Genomic DNA, 23555 nt, shown 5'->3' with positions numbered 1-23555 from the left:
GTGGACACCGAGCGAAGGCCCCGACGTCCTGGGAGCTCACGGCCCCGTGGAAACCCCGGCCTCGCGAGGGCTCCCGGCATCCGCGGCTGCCGGCTCGGGTCTCCGGTCGCCCCGATCGTCGATCACGGCGACGGGTGACTGGTGAGGTAGCCGCCCATGGCGCGGAAGAAGTCGGTGGCGCGGTGCTCCCGGCCGTCGTCGGTGCGGATCCGCTCCACCACCACCCCGTACTCGGTGCCACCGCGCGCGCCGGGGCCGCAGACGATCGCCACCCCCTCACCGTCCGGGCGGAACACCCGGCCGGGCGTGCCGCCCAGGCGGAGCCTCGACACCGAGGCGGCCAGGATCCCGATGCGCTCGCTGTTGAAGTAGGCGAACGTGTTGGGGTAGGGGTCCGCCTGGGCCCGGACCAGGTTCACGATGTCCCTCGCCGACCACGTCCAGTGGATCCTGCTGTCCTCGACCGAGCGTTTGTGGAAGAACGTGGCGTCGGCCGGATCCTGCTTGACCCAGTCCGTCCGGCCCGAGTCGATGAGTTCGACGGCCTCCAGGGTCATCGGCGCGAACAGCTTTATCGTCTTGTGGAACAGGTCGGTGACGGTGTCGTCGTCCTCGACCGGGACCCGGCGCTGCAGCACGATGTCGCCGAGGTCGAACTTCTCGTTCATGAAGTGGACGGTGACGCCGACCTCGCGCTCACCGTTGATGAGGGCCCAGTTGAGCGGTGCGAAGCCCCCGTAGCGGGGCAACAGCGCGTCGTGGATGTTGATCGCGCCGTGCTTGGCCAGGCCGTAGATGTGCGGCGCCACCCAGGTGCGCCAGTCGGAGGAGACCATGAGGTCGGGGCCCAGCTCGCGCAGCCGTTCCGCCACCTCCTCGTCGTTGGCGTACCGGCGCTCCAGTACGGGGATGCCGTGCTTCGCCGCGAGATCCGCCACCGAGTCGTCCCAGATGGTCTCGTAAGCGTGATCGCTCGTTGGATGGGTGATGACGAGCGGGACCTCGTGCTCGGTCAGCAGGGCCTCCAGGACCCGGTGACCCCACGTTTGGTAGCCCATGAAGACAAGACGCACGCCCTCTGTCCTTTCCGTAGGTGAAGAGTGGAGTGTGGTGACCGGGCAGGGCGGGCGTCCGTCTACCCTTTCCCCGCCGGCCCGGTGCGCAGTGTCCTGATCTCGCGGGTGAGCAGGAGCGGCAGGCACACCAGGGCCGCCAGCGAGCCGAGGACCCACAGCATCGGCCGGACGCCGAACACGTCGCCGAGCACGCCGCCGATGGCGGCGCCCAGCGGGAGCGTGCCCCACACCGCGAACCGCATGGACGCGTTCATCCGGCCCTGCAGCTCCGTCGGCGTGATCGCCTGCCGCAGGCTGATCTGGTTGATGTTGTAGACCGAGATCCCCGCCAGCATCAGCCCGATCGCGACGGAGACGAGCAGCGAACCGGCGCCCGGTCCCGCCGAGGCGATGAGCAGGATCGGCAGGACCGCCAGCAGCGCGGCGCCGACCAGCGTCGGCCCCAGCCCCAGGGTCCTGACCACCCGCGCATTGACCATCGCGCCGAGCAGGGCGCCCGCGTTGCCCAGGGTCAGGATGAGCCCGAGCGTGCCGGGCGTGAGGTCGAGGTCGTTGAGCGCGAACACCACCAGCAGCGCGGTCAGCGCGCCACCGAGCCCGATCAGGTTCATCAGTGCCGTGCACATGGCGATCGCCCGCAGCGTGCGGTTGCCGAAGACGAACCGCAACCCCTCGCCGATCTCCGTGGCCATCCTCCGCCGCGGGGCGGCGGGTTCCGGCCCGGTGGTGGCGGGACGGCTGGTGATCATGCTGACCAGCACGGCCGACACCAGGTAGCCGGCCACGTTGAACAGCAGCACGAGCGGCGCGATCAGCACCTGGATGAGCAGTCCGCCGAGGCTCGGTCCCCCCAGGTACGCGATCGACCTGGACACCTCCAGCCGGGTGTTGCCCGCGGGAATGTCCTCGGTCTCGACCACCGAGGGCAGGAACGCCTGGTCGGCGATGTCGAAGAACACCGTCTGCACCCCGACCAGCAGGCCGACGACCAGCATCAGCCCGATGCTCAGCATGTCGAACAGGTAGGCGATCGGCAGGGTCGCGAGGACCACCATCCGCCCGACGTCGGTGAAGATCAGGATGCGGCGCCGGTCCCAGCGGTCGACCCACACGCCCGCGGGCAGCGAGACCAGCAGGAACGGCAGGGTTTCCGCGGCCACGAGCAGGCCGACCTGGGTGGTGGACGCGTTGAGCACGGTCAGCGCGATCACCGGGATGGCGAAGAAGGTGATCTGCGAGCCGATCTGGCTGACCGTCTGGGCCGCCCACAACAGGGTGAAGTCACGGTGACGCCAGAGACTTCGCCGGTCCGCGGTGGGCGTGGCCTTGCTGTCCATGATGGGGGGTGTCCCTTTCTCCGTCGGTGCCGACTCAGCCGGCGGCAAGGTGCTCGCGCAGCGAGCGCGGGCGCATGTCGGTCCACACCCGCTCGATCCGGTCGAGGCAGGTCTCGCGGTCGCCGACGGTCCCCTCCTCGGTCCATCCGGGGGGCAGGGCACGTCCGACGGGCCAGATCGAGTACTGGTCCTCGTCGTTGCGGACGACGCGGTAGTCGGTGGGGTCGGTCATGGACACTCCTCGCGGTGATTCCTCTTGCCTGTTCAATGGGATGGGCGTGTCACGGACAGCAGGTCGGCGACCGGCCGGTCCAGCCCGTCGGCCAGGGCGTCGAGCACGCGCCTGACGTGGTGCAGCAGCTCCACGGCGCGCTCGTCCGACACCTGCTCGCGGTAGTAGCTCACCTTCAGCAGCAGGGCGGGGTCCGGCCAGACGACCAGCCGCAGCGTCTCGTCGCCGGGGGCGCCGTTGGCGATCGGATTCCAGCCCGCGAGCCGCGACTGCAGCCGCCCGTCGAACGGGAAGTTCTCGACGACGATCTCCGAGTCGTAGAGCCGGTCGGCGTCGTCGAGACCGCACCAGCGCTGGACGTCCAGGGGCGAGACGTATTCGAACCCGGCCGCCTCGGCGTGGTTGTCCTGCAGGCCGTGCAGCCAGTCCCCGCAGCGGGCCGCGTGGTCCACGACGACCCGGCTGGGCAGCCGGTTGTTGAGGCAGCCCACGATGTCCTCCGCGCCGCCGACCGCGTCGGCGCGGCCCGAGACGACGGTGCCGAAGACGAGATCGCCGGTGCCGAGCGCGTGGCCGAGCGCGATCGCGTACGCGCCCTGCACCAGGGTGTGCAGCGTCAGCCCCGCCTCGGCCGCCCGCCGGTTCAGCGGGGCCGTGCGCTCGGCGGGCAGCCAGACGCGCTGGTCGGCGTGGAACTCGCCACCGGCGGAGCCCGGACCGAGCCCGGCGGCGACCAGCCCGCGCGGCGCCCCGGCGAGCCTGCCGGTCCAGTACGACCGGGCCGCGGCGTCGTCACGCTCCCGCCACCAGCGGGCGATCACACCGGGTTCCGGCCGGGCGGCCAGGGTGACCGGCTCACCGGCGCGGAACCCGTCGTGCAGGTCGAACAGATCCCGCAGCAGCGCCGAGAACGACCAGCCGTCGAGGTTCAGGTAGGAGTAGTCCCACACCAGGTAGGCGGCTCCGGGACCCCGGTCGAACACGGTCAGCTCGACCTGGCAGCGGCGCAGCGGATCGGCCGGGGTGCTCCTGAGGACCCCCAGGTGCCGGTTGACCGCCAGGACCGCCTCGGCCGTGCCGAGCCCGCCGAGGTCCTCACGGCGCACACGGAGCGCGGCGTTGCGGTGCACCACCTGCAGGTCCCTGCCGTCGTGCGTGCGCAGCGAGGTGCGCAGGGCCGGATGGTGCTCGACGAGCGCGTTCCACGCCAGGACCAGCAGGTCCACGTCGATGTCCGTGCCACTGACGTCGAACGCCTCGTACACCCGGTACATCCCGGGCCGGGGCCGGTGCCGCAGCCGGTTGAGCCCCCAGCGCTGCATCGGCCCGGCCGGTTCGATCCGCTCGGCGTCGAGCAGCCCGGCCAGCAGCGCGGGACGGCTCGCGCCGTCGATGCCGAGGTGGGCGGTCTCGGGCAGCCGGAAGCCCCTGGGGGTCGGCTCGGCCGCGGCCACCGGCGGCTCGCTCCCCCGCGGCGTCCAGGTCGCGCCGAGCGCCCCGGCCAGCTCGCGGACCGTCTGGTGGGCGAACACGTCCCGCGCGGTGAACGGCATCCCCGCCGCCCTGGCCAGGGAGACCACCCGGATGCTGGAGATCGAGTTGCCGCCGACGGCGAAGAAGTTGTCGTCGGCCGAGATGTCCTCGCGGCCGAGCACCTCCCACCAGATGCGCAGGAGCGCCGCCTGGCCGTCGTCCGCCGGCGCGGGCCCGTCCGCGGCCGGTCCCCGCTCCCGGACGGGCTCCGGCAGCGCGCTCGGCACGAGCTTGCCGCCCGCCGTACGCGGCAGCTCGGCCAGCTCGACCAGGTAGGCGGGCACCTGGTAGCCCGGTATCCGCTCGACGAGAAAACGCCGCAGGCCGGCGGGGTCGAGCGTGCCGCCGGGCCGGGCGACCACGTAGGCGACCACCTCGTGTGAGCCCTCGGTGCGCACCGCGCGCGCGACCACCTCCTCGACGTCGGGGTGGGCGGCGACCGCCACCTCGACCTCTCGCAGCTCGACCCGGTGGCCGCGCACCTTGATCTGGCCGTCGACCCGGCCGACGAAGCGCAGCACGCCGTCGGCGTCGACCCTGGCCCGGTCGCCGGTGCGGTACATCCGCGCGCCCGGCTCGCCGCCGAACGGGTCGGGCACGAACCGCCGCGCCGTCGCGGCGGGCAGGCCGGGGTAGCCCCGGGCCAGGCACGGGCCCGCGACGTACAGCTCCCCCGCCAGGCCCGGCGCGACCGGCCACATCTCCGCGTCGAGCACGTAGGCGCGCATGCCGCGCATCGGCAGGCCGATGGGCACCACGGGACCGAGCCTGCCGTCGCTCACCGAGCCGGTGTGGGTGAGCGAGGTGATCAGGGTCTCGGTGAGGCCGTAGGCGTTCACCACCGGCACGTCGGTCCGCTCGGACCAGCGTTTGAGGTCGGCCACGTAGCCCGCCTCCGCACCGATCACCACCGTGCGCAGCGCCGGGGGCAGCGGGCGCGGGCGGCGTTCCAGGTCGCGCGCCCACTCGGCCCAGTAGGAGCTGGTGAAGTCGGCCAGCGTGCCGCCGCCGTCGGTGAGCACCCGCTCCAGGTCCACCGGGGCGATCCTGTTGTCCTCCAGCAGCAGCACCCCGCCCCCGACGCACCACACCGGCACCGTCTCCTCGAAGCAGACGTCGAAGGTGAGCGCGGCGAACTGCAGGAACACGTCGTCGGCGATGATCGCGAGCCGCTCGGCGAAGATGCCGGCGTAGAAGGCGAGTGCGTCGTGGCCGACCGCCACCGGCTTGGGAAGCCCGGTCGATCCCGAGGTGAACAGCACGTACGCCAGCGCGTTGAGAAGGGTGGCGGGCGCCCCCGCCCCCGCGCCCCCGGTGTCCGCGCCGATCCCGTCCGCGCCCCCGGTGTCCGCGCCGATCCCGTCCGCGCCTCCGGCGTCCGCGTCGACTCCGGCCGCGTCGATCCCGTCCAGGTCCAGCCAGGCGAGGTCCGCGTCGAGGTCGAGCCGCTGCGCGACCTCCTTGGCCGCCTCCGCGGACTCGGCCAGCCCTAGGCGCACGCCGGCCGCCTCCGTCATCGCGCGCAGCCGCTGGTCGGGCAGGGACAGATCGAGCGGGACGACGGCGGCGCCCGCGTACCAGGTGCCGAGCACCGCGACCGCCCAGCCCACCCCGCGAGGCAGGGCGAGCAGCACGGTGTCGTCCGGCCCCGCGCCCGCCGCGCGGATCCGCGCGGCCAGGTTCCTGGCCCGGTGGTCGAGCTCGCGGTAGGTCACCTCGACGCCCTGGCAGGTCCTGGCCGCGACGGCGTCAGGGCACAGCGCCGCCCGCTCGGAGATCTGCACCGGCACCGGCACCCGGGTCGGCAGGACCGGCCCCTCGGCCCTGACCGGCCCGAACAGCAGGCTCCCGTTCCCGCCCGCGTCCAGATCGCGCACCAGCCCGCCATCCCCGCCGTCCCCGCCGTCGCCGGCCACGAAGGACTCCAGCAGGGCCAGGTGGGCTCCGGCCAGCGCGGCCACCGTACTCTCGTCGAACAGGTCCGTCCGGTACTCCCAGTCGGCGACGACTCCCCCGGCGGTGACCTCCACCCCGAGGCCCAGCTCGAACTTGGCGTTCGTGCACGGCGTCGACATCCGCTCGGCGGCGAGACCGGCGCCGAACTCGGGGGTGATCACGTCCAGCTGGTCGAGGCCGCACAGCACCTGCACGATCGGCGCGTACGCCGTCGAGCGCGGAACCCGCAGCCGGTCCACCAGCTCCTCGAAGCCGACACCGCCGTGGCGCATCGTCTCGAGCACCCTGGTCCGCACCTGGTCGAGCAGGTCCCGGACGGTGTCGCCGGCGCCGACGCGCAGCCGCAACGGGACGGTGGTGACGAACATGCCGACGGTGTCCACGTCGTCCATCGACGTCCGCCCCGACGACGGCGAGCCGATCACCAGGTCGCGCTGCCCGGTCAGCCTGGCCAGCAGGACCGCGTACGCGGCGAGCACCACCATGTACGGCGTGACGCGCCACCGCGCGCAGGCGGCGACGAGCCGCCGCCACAGCCTCGGCGGGATCGTCCGGCGCAGCGCGCCGCCCGCGCTGCCGCCGCCCTCCGGCCGTGGCCGGTCGGCCGGCAGGTCGATGACCTCGGGAGCGTCGCGCAGCATGTCCTCCCAGTAGCGCAGAGCCTCCTCCCTGCCGGGTGGCACGGTCGTGTCCCGGCCGAACCAGGACGCGGCGGCGGGAAGCCCGGCCTCCGTCCCGCCGGAGAGCGCGCGGTAGAGCAGGCCGAGGTCGCGATACAGCACCCGCAGGGACAGGCCGTCGCACACCAGGTGGTGCACCACCAGGACCAGCACGTGGTCGTCGGCGGACAACCGCAGCAGGGCCGTACGCAGCAGCGGGCCGCGGGACAGGTCGAACGGCCTGTCCACCTCGTGGGCGAGCCTGGCCCGCGCCATCTCCGGCGCGGTGTGCGGCGAGTGCGAGAAGTCCACCACCGGCATCGCGAGCACGACCGGCCCGGTGTCCTCCAGCAAGGGCCGCTCGCCCGCGACGACGTGGCCGCGCAGGACCGGATGCCGGTCGAGCAGGGCCGTCAGCGCCCGGTGCAGCACGTCGGCGTCGAGCGCGCCGCGTACCCGCAGGGAGGCGTTGATGTGGTACAGCGCGGCCCCGCCGTCCGCCAGGACCGCGCGCTCCCACTGCTCGCCGAACCAGAGCCCGAGCTGCGCCGGGGTCAGCGGCGCACGGACCGGCGCGCCGGTCACGCCGGGACCTCTTCCACGGGCGGGGTCACGGCGAGGTGGCCGACGAGCTCGGCGACCGTCGGGTGGGCGAAGAAGTCGGCGACCGGAAGATCCATGCCGGTCGACGCCTTGAGCCGGTGGCGGATCCGCAGCACCGCGAGCGAGTGCCCGCCCAGGAGGAACAGGTTGTCGTGCCGGTCGACCCGGGGCACGTCGAGGATCTCCGCCCAGATGCCGCTCATGGTGCGCTCCAGTTCCGCCCACGGCGCCCGGTCCCCGCCCGCCTCGTCGCCCCCGTCGCCCTCGTCGCCCTCGTCGCCGGGGACCGCTCCGGTGTCGTGCCGCGGTTCCGTGTCGTGCGATGGTTCCGCGTCGTACGGCGGTTCCGGCAACCGCGCGCGGTCGACCTTGCCCGAGGTGGTCAGCGGGATCTCGTCGAGCACGACGTAGGCGCGCGGCACCAGACCCGAGGGCAGCTTGGTCGCGGCGTGCGCGGCGAGGTCCTTCGCCGGCGGCGGCTCGTCCGTCGCGGGCCGCACATAGGCGACCAGGGTCTGCGCGGGAGCCTCGCCGCGCACCACGACGTAGGCCGCCGCGACGGCCGGGTGGGTGCCGAGCACCTGCTCGATCTCGCCGAGCTCGACGCGCAGGCCACGGATCTTGACCTGCTGGTCGCGCCTGCCGAGGTATTCGAGCCGGCCGTCCAGTGCCCACCGGGCGCGGTCGCCGGTGAGGTAGAGACGGCCGCCCGGCCGCCGGCCGTACGGGTCGGGGACGAACCGCTCGGCGGTGAGGCGGGCGCGGCCGAGGTAGCCGTCGCAGACGCCGTCACCGCCGATGGCGAGCTCGCCCTCGACGCCGCGCGGCAGCAGGTGCCCGCCGGGGTCCACGACGTGGACCTCGACGCCGGGTCCTGGCGCGCCGAGCGGCCAGGGCCGGTCGGGGTCGGCGGTCACCGGGCCGCCGGTGACGAACACCGTCGTCTCGGTCGGGCCGTACAGGTTGCGCACCATCGGCACGCCCGCCTCCTCCACCAGCCGTACGAGCGGCGCGGTGCCGGCCTCGCCGCCGAAGTTCACCGAGCGCACGCCCGCCGGGATCGCGCCCTCGCGCAGCAGCTCGGCGAGCATGCTGCCGACGACGTTGACCTGGGTGGGGACCAGGCGCTCCGGCAGCGACGGCAGCGCGAACAGGTCGTCGACGAGCACGACCGTCCCGCCGGCCGCCAGCGTCGGCAGGATCTCGTGCACCGAGACGTCGAACGTCAGCGCGGTGGCGGCGAGCGTGCGCTCCAGCAGCCCGTCCGGGGTCTCGGCGAGCGCCCAGCGCACGAAGTGGTCGAGGTTGGCGTGCGTCACCCGGCAGCCCTTGGGGAGGCCCGTGCTGCCCGAGGTGTACATGACCCACGCGGTCGAGGCGGGGTGCGCGGGCCGGAACGGGGGGCCGTCCGCGGGTTCGGGCTCGGGTTCGGGCGCGGGTTCGAGCGCGGTGACGTCGAGCGGTTCCCAGTCCCCCGGGGGCAGCAGGCCCGCCGTACCGGCGTCGACGAGGACCCGGCGCACGCCGGAGTCCGCGAGCATGTACGCGATGCGGTCGGCCGGGTGGGCGGGGTCGAGCGGCAGGTAGCCTCGGCCGGAGAGCAGCGTGCCCAGCAGCGAGATCAGTGCCTGCGGCGTACGGCGCAGCAGGACGCCGATCGGCGCGCCGCCGCCGGCGCCGGACTCGTCGAGCATCCGGGCGACCGACCGGGCCCGCCCGGCGACCTCCGCGTAGCGGAGCGTCCCGGCCGTCGTGCTGATCGCGGGCGCGTCCGGGACGCGCGCGACCGCGGCGGCGAACAGGTCGGCGAAGGCCGCCGCCGACGCGGCGGGCCGGCCGGCGCCCAGGGCGAGCAGCCCGGCCCGGCTCCCCGGGCCGACGAGGTCCACCTCGCCGAGGCGCGCGCCGGGGTTCTCGGTCATCGTGGCGAGCAGATGCAGGTAGGAGTCCGCCACCTCGGCGACGAACTCCCTGGCGAACAGGTCGCTGTTGTACTCCCAGAGCAGGGTGACCCGGCCGTCGAGGCGGCCGTCCGCGCCGGGCTCCGCCTCGGCTCTCGGGATGACGACCACGTTGAGGTCGACCTTCGCCGAGCCGTTGTCGCGCTCGTAGACCGTCGCCGAGCAGCCGGGCAGTTCCAGGTCGGGCATCCTGGCGTCGTTGGCGCTGAACATGATCTGGAAGTAGGGGTTGGCCGCCGGGTCGCGGTCGGGGTTGAGCGCGCGCACCAGTTCCACGAAGGGGAGCTCCTGGTTGGCCGTGGCCGCGCGCACGGTCGCGGTACTGCGGCGCAGCAGTTCCGCGAAGGTGGGGTCGCCGCCCGCGTCGCAGCGCAGCACGACCGCGTTGACGAACATGCCGATGACGTCCTCGGTCTCGGCGAGCTGGCGGTTGCCGAACGCCGAGCCGACCGCGAGGTCGTCCTGGCGGGTGTAGCGCCACAGCGTGGCGTAGAAGCCCGCGAGCATCGCGCTGAACAGCGTGGTGTGGTGGGTCCTGGCGAGCTCGCGGAGCGCGGCGACGGTGCGCGCCGACACCTCCAGCCGCACCATGCCGCCTTCGAAGCCCTGCGGCCTCGAACGGGCCCTGGTGGTGGGCAGCGACACCGCCGGCGGGCTGCCGGCCAGTGTCGCGGCCCAGTGTTCCCGCTGACGTCGCATGCCCTCGCCCGCCAGCGCCCGCTCCTGCCAGCGCGCGTAGTCGGCGTACCGGAACTCGATCTCGGGCAGCCCGGCCGGCTCCCCGGTGACCTCGGCGGTGTAGGCGGCGCGCAACTCCCGCATCAGCAGGCCGAAGGACCAGCCGTCGTGGACGAAGTGGTGCTCCACCAGGATGATCTCGTGGGTGGCCGGGCCGAGCCGTACCACCGTCCACCGCACCAGCGGCAGCTCGCCGAGGTCGAACGGCGTGGTCATGTCGCGGACGACGAGTTCCTCCACCCTGGCCCGGTGCTCGGACTCCGGCACGCCGGACAGGTCGACGAGGTGGACCGGCATCGGGCCCTCGGCGTGCACGCGCTGGAACGGCATCCCGTCGTCGTCGTGGAAGGTGGTCCGGAAGATCGACTGGCGGGCGGTGATGACGCCGACCGCGCGCCGCAGCGCGCCGAGGTCGAGGTCGCCCGCCACCCGCATCGTCGTCTGCGCGTGGTAGGCGATGTTGCCGGGGGCGAGCCGGTCGAGGAACCAGACCTGTTGCTGCTGCGCGGTGAGCGGCACGCGGTCGTCGTCGCCGCCGCGCTCCATCGGGGGCAGGGCGGCGTCCGCGCCGGGGCCGCCCCGGTCGACGAGCGCGGCCAGCGCGGCGATCGTCGGATGTGCCATCAGGTCGGCGACGGTGACCTCGGCCGGCCGGCGGGCGCGGATCCGGTTGGTGATCTGCACGGCGGCGAGGGAGTGCCCGCCGAGGTCGAAGAACGAGTCGTCGACGCCGATCCGGTCGACGCGCAGCGTCCGGCTCCACAGCCGGGCCAGCTCGATCTCGGTGTCGGTGACCGGCGCGCGGAAGGGCACGTCGTCGGCGCGCCGCCACAGCTGGGACTTGGGCAGCGCGTCAGCGTCGATCTTGCCGCTGGGCAGCAGCGGGAGCGCGTCGACGACGACGTAGCGGCTGGGGATGTGGCCGGCGGGCAGGGACCGTGCCAGATGCTCGCGGAGCCCGCCCGCGGTGGGCACCCGGTGGGAGTCGACCGGCACGACGTAGGCGATCAGCCGGGTGTCGCCGTCGTCGCCGGTCTCGGCGCGCGCGTGGGCCGCGGCGACCTCGGGGTGGGAGCACAGGTGCCGGACGACTTCCCCGGGGTGCACCCGCTGGCCCCGGATCTTCACCAGGTCGTCGGCCCGGCCGAGGATCCGCAGCAAGCCGCCGGCGTCGAGAACGCCGCGGTCACCGGTGCGGTACAGGCGCGCTCCCGCGCGGCCCGACCAGGGGTCGGGGACGAACCTGTCGGCGGTGAGGCGGGGGTCGCCGCGGTAGCCGAGCGCCACCCCGGGCCCGCCGATGTGGACCTCGCCGGGCCGGCCGGGCGGGACCCGCTCCAGGTTCTCGTCGAGCAGGAGGACCTCGGTGCCCAGGATGGCCGTGCCGACGGGCAGGGTCGCTCCGCCGACGGCGGCGTCGGCGTCGGCGTCGGCCCCGGTGAGCGGGTGCGTCGTCGAGGTCACCGTCGTCTCGGTGAGACCGTACGCGTTGATCGTCTCGACCTGGCAGAACCTGCGCCAGGTGGCCAGCGTCGTGGCGCGGCCCATGTCGCTGCCGATGACCAGCAGGCGCAGCGAGCGGGGTATCGAGGGGAGTACGGCGTCGCCGCCCTGGTCGAGGTCGCGGACCCACTGCTCCCAGTAGGGGGTGGGGAGGTTGGCGACGGTGACCCGCTCGCGGGTGAGGAGGCCGGTGAGCTGCTCCGTGGTGATCGCCGAGGTCGGCGCGAGCACGAGCGTGGCCCCGGCCAGCAGGGTCGGGAAGATCTCCTCGAGTGCCACGTCGAAGCCGACGGTGGCGAACTGGAGGACCCGGTCCCCGCCGCTCAGCGCGTACGCCGCCCGGATGGCCCGCGCGTGCGCGCCGAGCGCGCGGTGCGGGACCTCGACGGCTTTCTGCGCGCCGGTGGTTCCCGAGGTGAACAGCACGTAGGCGAGCTGCTCGCCATGCGGTGGACGCCCGGCGAACGGCCCGGCGCCGGACTCGGGGAGCGGCCGGACGCCGGCCCGCTCGGCGACCACGGCGCCCGCCGCGTCGGTGAGGCACAGGTCGGCGGCGGCGAGCATGCGCAGCCTGCGGTCGAGCGGCAGCTGCGGGTCGACCGGCAGGAAGGCCGCGCCGGACAGCAGGACGCCGGTCAGCGCGGCGATCAGCTCCTCGCCCCTGGGCAGCATGATCGCGACCACCGTCTGCGCCCCGGTGGGGCCGGTCGGGTCACCGACGCGCGACGCGACGCTCAGCGCCCGTTCCTCCAGTTGCCGGTAGGTCAGTTCCGATGTGCCCGCCCTTACGGCGATCCGCTCGCCGCCCGCCCTCAACGACTCGGCGAGGGCGGCGCACAGAGGGTAGGAGAAAACATCGGCGTCGTCGGGCATGGGGTCCACACAGCCTCCCTGATCGTCAACCGCGCTCAAGCGACGCCGGGCATGTGAGAACGGCACGCGGGGCTCACCGAATGAGCCGTGCGCGGCGTCGAACCGCCTCACCGGGCATCGGCGAACCGCCGCCCGAAACTTTGGATGTCCCCTGGTAGATTTCGGCGGCCCCACACACACCGAACCAAGGCATGAAAACCCGGATCTACTCGGACCCTTATCTGCTGAGTTATGGTCCGATCGCGACGCGGATAACGTCCGGGCTACTGTCGTTTACCCGCCGCACTCTCATTTCCAGAGCCATAGCAGAGCACAGCGGGTTGTCACCTAACAACCCCACAAGACCTTTTTGTTATTTTCGCTATGTATTGGAAATATGGGCCTTGTCGTCCGTTCGAAATTGTTGTATTGATTCCATCCGGCCCGTCGCCCGCGGCGGGCGAAGACCGGGTTTCACGAGCCGACGAACTGGCAGGCGGCGATGTTTTCGCAGGTGAGCGCCTTGACCTGAAGTGCCGGACGAGAGTGGGCCGGCCGTTCGGAGCGGGAGCCTCGCGGGAGGCCGCGATTCCCGGCGGCGGCCGGGGTGCGCCGGAAAGATCACGCCGCCGCGCGGCCCGGTGGCCCGGTACCCCCTCCGAGCCGGCCCGCGAGCAGCGTCCCCGCCGGACGGGCCCACAGAAAATTGGAACCGTCCATTGACGCGGATAGATGGCCTGGTGCATCATTCAGGCGTCGTCAGGCCGGTTTATCGATGATTTTTGCCGACGCCGTGATTCTTATATCCATCGTGCCATTCTCCGGGATGCATAACACGGTGACAGTCCGACTCCCGAGAGCGAATGACGCTGGTCAGGCTGCCATCCGGTAATCGGAATTTTACGATCAAAGGAACGGGCATTGACTGACAAGTTATGGGGCGGTCGCTTTGACGAGGACATCACCAAGGACGTTCTCGACTACACCCTCACCGTGGACGTCGACGAGCGGCTCGTCTTCGCGGACCTGTGGCAGGACATCGCGCATGTGCTGATGCTGGGCGTCCGGGGAATCGTCACCGGCGAGGTCACCCGGGCCCTGCTCGGCTCGCTGCTCCGGCTGTGGGACCGGAGCGAGCGCGGGGAGCTGCGGCTGCGCCCCGAGCTCGAGGACGTCCACTTCAACATCGAGCAGAAGGTCATCGAGGATCTGGGGCGTGAGACCGGCGGCCACCTGCAGACCGCGCGGTCACGCAACGACCAGGTGTCCACGGACACCCGCATGTACCTGCGGCGGGTCCAGCTCGACGCGGTCGCGGCGAACCTGGAACTCATCGGTGAGCTGCTCGGCTTCCCCGAGGAGGACCTGCTCGCGATCCTGCCCGGCTACACCCACAGCCAGGCCGCCCAGCCGATCTCCGTCGCCTTCTGGAAGACCGCGCACGCGAGCATGCTCCTGCGTGACGTGCGCCGGCTGCGCGACGTGTTCGGCCGGACGGACGAGTCCCCCCTGGGCTCCTGCGCGCTGGCCGGCACGTCCTTCGCGATCGACCGCGAGCTCACCGCCCGGCTGCTCGGGTTCTCCGGCGTGCTCGGCCACGCGCTGGACGCCACCAGCGCCCGCGACCATCTCATCGAGAGCGCCTCGGCCTTCGCGATCGGCGGCAACAACCTGTCCCGCATGGCCGAGGAGATCGTCATGTGGAGCGGGCACGAGTACAGCCTGGTCGAGGTCTCCGACGCCTACGCCACCGGCAGCTCGATCATGCCCCAGAAGAAGAACCCGGTCGTCGCCGAGCTGGCCAGGGGGCGCACCGGGCGGACGGTGGGCACCCTCGTCCAGCTGCTCACCATGTCCAAGGGGGTGACCCTCGGCTACAGCTGCGACCTCCAGGAGGACAAGCCGTACCTGTGGCACGCCATCGACACCTACCTCTCGACCCTCCGCATCGTGGCCGGGCAGACCCGGGGGCTGCGCTTCGACGGCACGCGGGGCGAGGAGCTGTGCTGGGACAACTTCTCCACGGCCACCGAGCTGGCCAACCACCTGGTCGCCGACCGGGGGCTCGCGTTCCGCGAGGCGCACCACGTCAGCGGCGCGCTCGTCTCGGCCCTCCTCAAGCGGGGCGCGACGCTGCGGGACACGGCCGCCGGCGCGGAGATCCTCGCCGGGCTCGGCCATCCCGTGCCCGAACCCGTGCTCGCCCACCTCCTCGCGCCCCGGACCGCGGTGGCCGGCTACACCAGCCCCGGCGGCACCTCGCCGCGGAGCGTCACGGCCGTGCGCGCCGAGCTGCACGCGGCGGTGACCGCCCACGCCGCCTGGCTCGACGGGACACGGCGAAGGCTCCGGAGCGCGTACGAGGCCGCCTTCCGCGCGGCCCGCGACGTCGCCGGCGGAGCCGACGTCGGCGAGGCCCTCGGCCGGATCGCCCCCGACCTGCCCACGCTCAACGGAGGCCCGTCATGAAGATCGTTCTGGCCTACTCCGGCGGCCTCGACACGTCCGTGGCCCTGCACTGGCTCCAGCGGCGCCACGACGCCGAGATCATCGCGTTCTGCGCGGACATCGGCCAGCTGGAGTCGCTGGAGACCGTGCGGGAACGGGCGCTGCGTACCGGCGCCTCGAAGGTCTACGTGGAGCCGCTCACCGAGCGGTACCTGAGGGATTTCGCGCTGCCCGCCCTGCAAGCACACGCGCGTTACGAGAACAAGTACCTGCTGGCCGCGCCGCTCTCCCGGCCGTTGATCGCCCAGCGCATGGTCGAGATCGCCCGCGCCGAGGGCGCCGACGCCGTGGCGCACGGGGCCACCGGCAAGGGCAACGACCAGGTGCGGTTCTTCACCAGCGTGACCGCTCTCGATCCGGGGCTGCGGGTGCTGGCGCCGGTCATCGACTGGGAACTGACCACCCGCGAGACGGAGATCGCCTACGCGCGGGAACACGGCATCGAGGTGTCGGTCAGCAAGGAGAACCCGTACAGCATCGACACCAACATCTGGGGCACCAGCATCGAGTGCGGTGAGCTCGACGACATCGACCGGCCGCCGCCCGGCCACGCCTGGCAGCTGACCGCCGACCCCAAGACCGCCCCCGACCGGGCCGAGCACGTCACGGTGGGCTTCGAGGCGGGGATCCCCGTCTCCCTCGACGGTGACAAGCTGGAGCCGGCCGACCTGGTGTCCCGCCTGACGGCGATCGCCGCCCGCCACGGCGTGGGGCGAATCGACATCGTCGAGAGCCGGATCGTGGGTTTCAAGACCCGCGGCATCTACGAGGCGCCGGCGGCGACCGTGCTGATGGCCGCGCACGAGGAACTGGAGGCGATCGTCCTCGACCGTGAGACGCTGCACCACAAGCAGGGCCTCGCGCAGCGCTACGCCGAACTCGCCTACTACGGTTACTGGTTCTCCGACCTGCGCCGCGCCCTGGACGGTTTCGTCTCCACGTTGCAGCCGCGGGTGACGGGCGAGGTGACCGTCGAGCTCTACAAGGGGACCTGCGCCATCGTCGGCCGCCGCTCGCCGAACTCCCGCTACAGCGACTCGCTCGCCACCTACGAGGCGGGAGACACCTTCGACCACCGGGCGGGCGCGGGTTTCGCCTACGTGTGGTCGCTGCCACTCAGGGGCTCCCCGCGCTGACCCGCGCGACGGGGCACTGACCGCGTGACAAGCCCCGATCCCGGGCGTTCGCCCGGCGGCGACGGCCGCCGGGCCCGGCCTCAGCGGGCGACGGTCAGAACGATCTTTCCGGTGGTGCGGCCGGTCTCGCCCAGCTCGTGCGCCCGGCGGCGTCGCGCCGCGGATCGGGCGCGACGCCGCCGGGCGCCCGAGGCGGGCGTCACGTCCCGCGGACGTCGCACGGAGCGGCCGGTGGACTACCCGTGGGTTCCCGTGGAGCCTTCCTCACCGCCGGACGCGGACTTGAGCCGGTGGGTCTCGGCGGCGGTGCCGCGCTCGGCTGTTCTCATGAATCGGACGAGGGCGCCGAGTTCCTCGTCGTCGAAGGCGCCAAGGTCGTCCCGCGTACGTGCGATCAGTCCCGAGTAGGCGGCGGTGACCCGGTCGAGGCCCTCCCGGGTGGGCTCGATGAGCACCCGCCTGCGGTCGCCGGGGTCGGCCACCCGCCGGACGCAGCCCGCGGCGACAAGCCGGTCGATCATGCGTGAGGCCGATCCGGTGGTGAGGTTCACGTGTTTGGCCAGAACACTCGGTGTCGTCGGGCCGTGATGGCCCAGCACGTGCAGGCACTGCACATCGGTGTCGGTGACACCCAGCCGGCCGGCGACAACGTTGTTGAGCCGCACGACCTGGATCGCCCAGGCGGGTATCGCGTCTCCGACGAGCTCGGCGAGCAGCGCTTCCCTGTCCGGGTTCGGCTTCGTCATCGTGACACCCACTCCATCCAATATCGCTGCGTCGCGCAGCAATCTTGTAGTACATTTACTGCGTGACGCAGCTACTGTGTTGCGCAGTCACATTATCGCACCACCCACCTGCCCTGAGGAGTACAGCGCGGTATGACCACATCCACCCGCCCCCATGACAGCGGCGCTACAACTTCCCTCCTGTCCGGGCGCGCGGCATTCGTCGTTCTGACCGTGATCCTCATCGCGGCCTTCATGGAGCTCCTCGACGCCACGATCGTCAGCGTGGCGGCCCCCGCGATCGCCGAGGACCTGGGTTCCGGTGAGGCAGCCCTGCAGTGGATGCTGGCCGGGTACACGCTCTCCGCCGGAGCGGGCCTCATCACCGGTGGCCGCGTCGGCGACCAGTTCGGCCGCCGCCGCGTGTTCCTCCTCGGACTGGCCGCGTTCACGCTCGCCTCGGCCGGATGCGGTCTGGCGCCGAACTCCGGCGTGCTGGTCGGCATGCGCGTCGCGCAGGGTCTGGCGGCCGGGCTGATGATCCCGCAGGTGTTCGGCATCATCCGCGCCTCGTTCGAGCCCGGCGCACGCGCGAAGGCGCTCGGCGCCTACGGTGCCGTGCTCGGCCTGGCCTCGGTGGCCGGACCGCTGTTCGGCGGGATCCTGGTCGAGGCCGACCTCTTCGGCCTGGGCTGGCGGGCGATCTTCTGGGTGAACGTTCCGATCGCGATCGTCGGACTGATCGTGGGAGCCCGGTTCATACCCGAGTCCCGGGTGCCGGGCGGTGCCCGGCTGGACCTGCCGGGCGCGGCCCTCGCCGCCGCCGCGGCGGTGCTCCTGCTCCTGCCCCTCATGCAGGGACGCGACTGGGGCTGGCCCTGGTGGGGCTTTCTCATCCTGGCACTCTCGGTTCCGGCGGTGGCCCTGTTCCTCCTCAGGGAGCGGCGACTGGTCGCACGCGGCGGGCAGCCGATCCTCGACCCCGCCCTCCTCCGGGTGCGGGCCTTCGCCGGTGGCCTGTCCGTCTCCCTGCTGTTCTTCGGAGCACTCGGTTCCTTCTTCCTCCTGCTGTCGCTCTATCTTCAGCTGGGCACCGGACGCACCGCGCTCGAAACCGGCCTCGTGATCCTGCCCTACGCCATCGGCTCGATCATCACCTCCGGGATCGGCGTCCGGTTCGCCCAACGCGCCCTGCTCGTGTCGGGCGCACTGGTCCTGGCCGCGTCCCAGATCATCCTTCTCCTCGTCGTCCGTGGCGGCGCCGACCCCTCCTACTGGGCGCTCGCCACCCCGCTGTTCGTAGGAGGTCTTGGTCTGGGCCTCACCGCCCCGTCCCTGATCAACATCGTTCTCGCCGGCGTACCCGCCAAGGACGCCGGAGCCGCGGGCGGTGTCCTCACCACCGTCGGCCAGATCGGCAACGCGCTCGGGGTCGCAGTACTCGGGGTCGTGTTCTTCGCCCGGCTGGAAGGCTCCCTCACCGACGGAGGCACCGGCCTCATCGCCTACGGCGACGCCTTCACCACGATCCTGCCCTGGCAGGTCGCCTGCTACCTCGCCGCGGCCGCGCTCATGTTCCTGCTGCCCAGGCGCGCGAACGCCTCTCATGGGTAATCGCGGGCACATCCCGGGCCGCGGCGGAGCCCCTCGTACGTCCGCACACGACCGGCACCCGTCCTCGCCCCCGATCCGGACCGCTTTCAAGGAGATCCGATGACCAGCGCACCCCGCGTCACCGCCGACCCGTTCGCCGTCACCTTTCGCGGAGTCGGCGAACCCCATCCCGCCCGCGCCGCTCTGCGCGCCGCGGGTCCCATCGTCCGGGCCGACGCCCCGGCCGGCGGCCCGGTGTGGATCGTCACCGACGACGTGCTCGCCCGGGAGGTCCTCGTCCACCCCCGTATCGTGAAGGACCCGGCCTACGCGCCCGCGGGCTGGGACCCGCGGATCGCGGGTCTCGAGCCGGCCGCCGCCGCACAACCGTCGCTCACCACCCTCGACGGCCCGGCGCACGAACAACTGCGCCGGGCGCACGCCCCGCTCTTCACCGCCCGGCGGATGCGCGACTACTCCGAACGAATCACGGCGCTCGCCCGAGAACTGCTCACCGGGCTCGCCGATACCGGTGAAACGGTGGATCTGATGGCCGACTTCACCACGCGGTTCCCCCTCACCGTGGTCTGCGACGTGCTCGGCGTGCCGCTCGACCGGGTCGACCAGGCCATCGCGGCCTGCCGGGGCATGTACGGCGGCCCCGAGGAGGTGGGAAAGGCGATGGCAGCCTTCGGGGAACTGGCCGCCGCCGCGCTGAGCGACGGCCAGGACGGCCTCGCCGCCGAACTGCGCGAGCGGGTCCCCAACGAGATCACCGAGACACAGCTGCACTACCTGCTCTTCACGCTGATCTACGCCGGACAGCTCACCACCGACCCGTCACTGGGATTCCTGCTCGCGCGCGTCTTCGCCGCCGAAGACGCCGAAGACGCCGAAGACGCCGAAGACGCCGAAGCGGAGGGGACCACGGTCGAGGAGTTCGTCCGGGAGACGCTGCGCCTGCACTCGCCGGCCCCCTTCAGCCTCTGGCGGTTCACCTCCGCCGACCTCGATCTCGCCGGGGTGCGGCTCCCCGCCCGCTCGGCCGTGCTCATCGACATCCAGGGCATCAACACCGACCCCGGCCGGTCGATCGGGCCGGACCTCTCCTTCGGCGCCGGCCCGCACTACTGCACCGGCGCCCAGCTCGCCCAACTCGAGCTGGGCGCGGTCGTGGAGGTCCTGCGGGCCGACTTTCCCGGCGCGCGCCTCGCGGTGCCCTTCGCCGACCTCCGGCAGATCGACCTCGGCGGCATACAGGGAAGCCGCCTGACCGCTCTGCCGGTGAGACTACGGGGCTGACGCCCCGCGGCATCCGGCGCGGTGCCGGCGAACGGCCGTCCGCCCGGCGCTCACGCCCGCTCGCTCAGCCCGATGGCGGCGGCGGGACAGACGGCGGCGGCCTCGCGGACCAGGGTGTGCTGGTCCGCGCCCGGCTCGGGTTCGAGCAGGACGACGACGCCGTCGTCGTCACGCTGGTCGAACACCCCCGGCGCGATCAGCACGCACTGGCCGGCACCGCAGCATTTGGCCTCGTCCACGGTGACCTTCATGCGGGTTCCTCTCCGTTGGTCGGGTGGGGCGGTGCCGGATCACCAGCGGACCGGGACCGTGCGCAGGCCGCCGACGGCCAGCCCCTCCACCCGCTCCAGCTCCTCCACCGGGACGGCCAGCTCCAGGGTCGGGAGCCTGCGCAGCAGCACCTCGAGCACGACCTGCAGCTCGGTGCGGGCCAGTGCCTGGCCCAGGCAGGAGTGGGCACCCACGCCGAAGGCCAGGTGCGGGTTCGGGCTGCGGCTCAGGTCCATCTCGGCGGCGGCCTCGAAGGCGCTCTCGTCCCGGTTGGCCGCGGCCATGCTGCACACCACGGTGGTGCCGCGGGGCAGGGTCGTGCCGCTGACCTCGATCTCCTCGCGCAGGTAGCGCGGCAGGCCGAAGCCGGCGTTGGCGTCGAGCCGCAGCGTCTCCTCCACCGCCGTGCGGATCAGTGACGGGTCGGCGAGCAGCCGCTCCCACCGGCCGCGGTCGGCCAGCAGCATGGAGACCATCTTGCCGATCATGTTGGCGGTGGTCTCGTGCCCGGCGACCAGCAGGCCCATGCCGGTGACCAGGATCTGGATGTCGGACAGCCCACCGTCCTCGGGGCCGCCGACCGCGATCAGCTCGCTCAGCAGGTCCTCGCCCCGCTCGGCACGCTTGGCCGCGAGGTGGTCGGACATGTACTGGAAGAACTCGCCCTGAGCGGCCTCGACCTCGGCCTGGCTGTAGCGGGTGAGGTTGAGCAGAGTGTCGGACCAGTACGAGAAGCGGTCGCGGTCCGCGGCCGGCACGCCGAGCATGTCGCAGATGACGTAGACCGGGAGCGGGAAGCCCAGGGCGGCCCTGAGATCGCCGGGCTGACCGCGCTCGACCATGTCGTCGACGAGCCGCTCGGCGGTCTGGGTCATCGCCGGTCGCAGAGCGGCCATCCGCTTGGCGGTGAACCACTTGCCGACCAGGCGCCGCCAGTGCTGGTGCTCGTCACCTCCGTCGGGGATGACCTGCGCCATCTCGCTGCTGAACACCCCGCCGCCCTCCGCAGAGAGCCGCGCCGCGTCGGGGGCGTTGAGCTGGCGGGTGAAGCGCGGGTCGGCGAGCACCTTCCTGACGTCCTCGTAGCGGGTCAGCAGCGTCGCCTGGTCGCCGCTGGGCAGCTTCACGTGCGCCACCGGGCACTCGCCGCGCAGCTCGGCCCATTCCGCGGGCGGCTCCAGCGCCGTGTCGTTGGGGATCGGGTAGCGCAGAACCTGCTCGTTGACACTCACGCGCGTCTCCTTGCGAATGGATGGTTTGGTCAGGCCGTGCCGCTTCTCACCCGCGCGCGCCCCGGCCCGCCCGGCCGGGAAGCCCGCGAGGAGTCAGGCCGGTGGCCGGCACAGCGGCGCTCGGGATGTTCTCAACCGGGGGCACGGGGCGGCGGCCAGGCTCGCGCGTATCCGCATATGACGCGGTCCTTTCCGTCGTCCTGCACCACCAAACTACCCTACACATGTCGGGAAACCTACATGTGTAGTTTGACGGTAAAGTAAAAGACGTGGCCACGACCAAGAACAGCAACACCCCTTCCGGCGACCGGCGCGTGCGCCGTACCCACACGGCCCTGGCACGCGCGCTGATCCAGCTCGTCGAGGAGCACGACCTTTCCCGGATCACCGTGGCCGACGTCGCCGAACGCGCCGAAGTGAGCCGCTCGACCTTCTACGACCACTACCGCGACGTTCACGAGCTGGCCGAGGTCGCCTGCACCGCGATGATCGACGGATTGATCGGCTCCCTGCCCACCCCCGGTCCGGAGGCCGCGGATCCGGTGCCTGAGGCGACCCAGTCGCTGGAGGCGTTCTTCGCCAGCCTCGCCGAACACGCCGGGCTCTACCGCGCCCTGCTGGGGCCGCAGGGCAGCGCACGCGTCGTCGACCACATCCGCCGCCGCATCGCCGAGGCCGTCTACGACCGCATCCACCAGGACGCCGCCGGCGCTCTCCCCGAGCCCGCCGGCTCGCCGCCGGACACTCCGCACAACGTCCCGGCCGCGTTCGCCGCCGGGGCGCTCATCGGCGTGGCCTCCGACTGGCTTCAGCGCGGATGCCCGCGGTCCCCGGCCGAGATGGCCGCCCTGACCTGGCCGCTCTTCGGCGGGCTCTACCACCTCGACGCGGGCACACCCACCTGAGGCCGGCCACCCGAACGGCGCCCCGGCGACCGGCCCGTGGTGCCCCCGCCGCGCGAACGCCGCCGGCCTCCCGGCCGAGGTCGGCGGATCCCGTTGAGGACACCGCGGCCGGTCAGACGATGAGCCGGACCCTCGCCGTCAGCCGAGGTCGAAGAAGATCGTCTCCTCCTCGCCCTGCAGGCGGACGTCGAAGCGGTAGACGCCCTCGCGCTCCGGCGTGGCCAGCAGCGTGTGCGCGCGCTCGGGGGGCAGCGAGTCGAGAAAGGCCTCGTGGGCGAGGTAGATACGGGTGTAGAGGTGGTGCAGCAGGCCGCGGGCGAACACGCACACGCTGATGTAGCCGTTGCCGGGCACGAGGGTGCGCAGCGTCCAGCGGCCGTCGGCGTCGGTGGGGACCCGGCCGAAGCCGGTGAAGTCGACGCCGTTCCTGCCCAGGACCGCGCCGTTCACCGGGTCGCGGCGCATCGTGCCGGGCGCGCCGGCGAGGTCTCCGGACGGGGCGGCCTGCCAGAACTCCAGCAGCGCGTCCGGCACCGGAGCGCCCGCGCCGTCGTAGACGTACCCGTGCACGGTGATGCCGCCGGTCGCGATGTCGCCGCCACCGGGGAACGGGAGCGCGTAGCCGTAGAAGGGCCCGACGGTCTGCGAGGGGGTGGGGTTCATCGGCCCTCCTCCGTCCAGGTGGCGGCGGGGCCGTCCAGCACGATGTCCCACCGGTAGCCGAGGGACCACTCGGGGACGGACAGGTCGTGCTCGTAGGCGGCGACCAGGCGCTGCCGGGCTCGTTCGTCGGTGACGGAGCTGAGGATGGGGTCGTAGGGGAACAGCGGGTCGTTCGGGAAGTACATCTGGGTGACCAGGCGCTGGGCGAAGGCGGTGCCGAAGACCGAGAAGTGGATGTGCGCGGGACGCCAGGCGTTGACGTGGTTGCGCCACGGGTAGGCACCGGGCTTGATCGTGGTGAAGGCGTAGCGGCCGTCGCCGTCGGTGAGGCAGCGGCCGACCCCGGTGAAGTTGGGGTCGAGCGGGGCCGGGTGGTCGTCGCGCTGGTGCGGGTAGCGGCCGGAGGCGTTGGCCTGCCACACCTCCACGAGCTGGCCGCGCACCGGGCGCCCGTTCCTGTCGAGGACGCGGCCCTGCACGGTGATGCGCTCACCCAGCGGCTCGGCGAGATGCTGCCTGGTCAGGTCGGCGTCGAGCGCGGTGACGTCGGCGACACCGAAGACCGGCCCGGTGAGCTCGGCCGCGTCCGGGTCCTTGAGCGCGATCAGCGGCTGCCCGGGGTGGCGGAGCGCGGTGCTGCGGTAGGGGCCGTAGTCGCGGGACGGGTGGTGCGTCTCCGGGCCGTCGCCGGTGATCCGGAGCTCGCGGAGCTCTCGGAGCTCGGCGATCTCGCGGTCGATGTCGGCCTGCGTGGGGGGTGTTGACATGAAC

Annotated in this window: 16 protein-coding genes; 5 read left to right on the top strand and 11 right to left on the bottom strand. The window is 72.5% G+C overall.

Going from position 1 to position 23555, the window contains the following annotated elements; translation table 11 throughout:
• Positions 1–122: 122 nt before the first annotated feature.
• The 5 genes from OG587_RS28495 to OG587_RS28475 all read right to left on the bottom strand — a co-directional run bounded on the left by OG587_RS28495 (position 123) and on the right by OG587_RS28475 (position 12471).
• Positions 123–1073, bottom strand: coding sequence for a methionyl-tRNA formyltransferase (locus OG587_RS28495; RefSeq protein WP_329080519.1), 951 nt, complete (start codon positions 1071–1073; stop codon positions 123–125).
• A gap of 62 nt (positions 1074–1135) precedes the next feature.
• Positions 1136–2413: an MFS transporter gene (locus OG587_RS28490; protein ID WP_329080518.1), complete on the bottom strand. Its 1278-nt coding sequence runs from the start codon at positions 2411–2413 to the stop codon at positions 1136–1138.
• Between the two features lie 34 nt (positions 2414–2447).
• On the bottom strand, positions 2448–2645 hold the full coding sequence (locus OG587_RS28485; protein ID WP_329080517.1) for an MbtH family protein: 198 nt from the start codon (positions 2643–2645) through the stop codon (positions 2448–2450).
• Positions 2646–2677: 32 nt separating this feature from the next.
• Positions 2678–7378 carry a non-ribosomal peptide synthetase gene (locus tag OG587_RS28480; RefSeq protein WP_329080516.1) on the bottom strand — a complete coding sequence of 1567 codons (4701 nt, stop codon included), beginning with the start codon at positions 7376–7378 and terminating at the stop codon, positions 2678–2680.
• Entirely contained in the window at positions 7375–12471 is a 5097-nt protein-coding gene (locus OG587_RS28475) for a non-ribosomal peptide synthetase (RefSeq protein WP_329094049.1), read from the bottom strand. Before OG587_RS28475 ends, OG587_RS28480 begins: the two co-directional genes overlap by 4 nt.
• 900 nt (positions 12472–13371) lie before the next feature.
• Here OG587_RS28475 and argH point away from each other — a divergent pair.
• Both argH and OG587_RS28465 read left to right on the top strand, forming a co-directional pair.
• Positions 13372–14919, top strand: a complete 1548-nt coding sequence (gene argH, locus OG587_RS28470; RefSeq protein WP_329080514.1) for an argininosuccinate lyase — start codon at positions 13372–13374, stop codon at positions 14917–14919.
• Positions 14916–16094, top strand: a complete 1179-nt coding sequence (locus OG587_RS28465; RefSeq protein WP_329080513.1) for an argininosuccinate synthase — start codon at positions 14916–14918, stop codon at positions 16092–16094. The genes argH and OG587_RS28465 overlap by 4 nt, the downstream gene beginning before the upstream one ends.
• A gap of 80 nt (positions 16095–16174) precedes the next feature.
• On the opposite strand, the gene OG587_RS28460 is transcribed toward OG587_RS28465, so the two are convergent.
• Positions 16175–16315 (bottom strand): hypothetical protein, encoded by a 141-nt coding sequence (locus OG587_RS28460; RefSeq protein ID WP_329080511.1) that lies wholly within the window; start codon positions 16313–16315, stop codon positions 16175–16177.
• 15 nt (positions 16316–16330) lie between these two features.
• Positions 16331–16840: a MarR family winged helix-turn-helix transcriptional regulator gene (locus tag OG587_RS28455; RefSeq protein ID WP_329080509.1), complete on the bottom strand. Its 510-nt coding sequence runs from the start codon at positions 16838–16840 to the stop codon at positions 16331–16333.
• A gap of 132 nt (positions 16841–16972) precedes the next feature.
• Between OG587_RS28455 and OG587_RS28450 the strand changes: the two genes are divergently transcribed.
• Positions 16973–18433 (top strand): MFS transporter, encoded by a 1461-nt coding sequence (locus tag OG587_RS28450; RefSeq protein ID WP_329080508.1) that lies wholly within the window; start codon positions 16973–16975, stop codon positions 18431–18433.
• A gap of 99 nt (positions 18434–18532) precedes the next feature.
• Positions 18533–19714, top strand: a complete 1182-nt coding sequence (locus OG587_RS28445) for a cytochrome P450 (RefSeq protein WP_329080506.1) — start codon at positions 18533–18535, stop codon at positions 19712–19714.
• A 50-nt stretch (positions 19715–19764) separates the two neighbouring features.
• Here OG587_RS28445 and OG587_RS28440 read toward each other — a convergent pair whose 3' ends face one another.
• Positions 19765–19965 carry a ferredoxin gene (locus OG587_RS28440; protein ID WP_329080505.1) on the bottom strand — a complete coding sequence of 67 codons (201 nt, stop codon included), beginning with the start codon at positions 19963–19965 and terminating at the stop codon, positions 19765–19767.
• A gap of 39 nt (positions 19966–20004) precedes the next feature.
• Positions 20005–21216: a cytochrome P450 gene (locus tag OG587_RS28435; protein WP_329080503.1), complete on the bottom strand. Its 1212-nt coding sequence runs from the start codon at positions 21214–21216 to the stop codon at positions 20005–20007.
• A gap of 269 nt (positions 21217–21485) precedes the next feature.
• Here OG587_RS28435 and OG587_RS28430 point away from each other — a divergent pair, with 269 nt between their 5' ends.
• Positions 21486–22121: a TetR/AcrR family transcriptional regulator gene (locus OG587_RS28430; protein ID WP_329080502.1), complete on the top strand. Its 636-nt coding sequence runs from the start codon at positions 21486–21488 to the stop codon at positions 22119–22121.
• 138 nt (positions 22122–22259) lie between these two features.
• On the opposite strand, the gene pcaG is transcribed toward OG587_RS28430, so the two are convergent.
• Together pcaG and pcaH are read right to left on the bottom strand one after the other, a co-directional pair.
• Positions 22260–22784 carry a protocatechuate 3,4-dioxygenase subunit alpha gene (gene pcaG, locus OG587_RS28425; RefSeq protein WP_329080500.1) on the bottom strand — a complete coding sequence of 175 codons (525 nt, stop codon included), beginning with the start codon at positions 22782–22784 and terminating at the stop codon, positions 22260–22262.
• Positions 22781–23551 (bottom strand): protocatechuate 3,4-dioxygenase subunit beta, encoded by a 771-nt coding sequence (gene pcaH, locus OG587_RS28420; protein WP_329080498.1) that lies wholly within the window; start codon positions 23549–23551, stop codon positions 22781–22783. The genes pcaG and pcaH overlap by 4 nt, the downstream gene beginning before the upstream one ends.
• Positions 23552–23555 lie beyond the last annotated feature (4 nt).

The organism is Streptosporangium sp. NBC_01469 (assembly GCF_036227305.1).
GTDB lineage: Bacteria > Actinomycetota > Actinomycetes > Streptosporangiales > Streptosporangiaceae > Streptosporangium.
The sequence above is the reverse complement of the archived record's forward strand: the minus strand, read 5'-3'. Positions and strand labels throughout refer to the sequence as shown.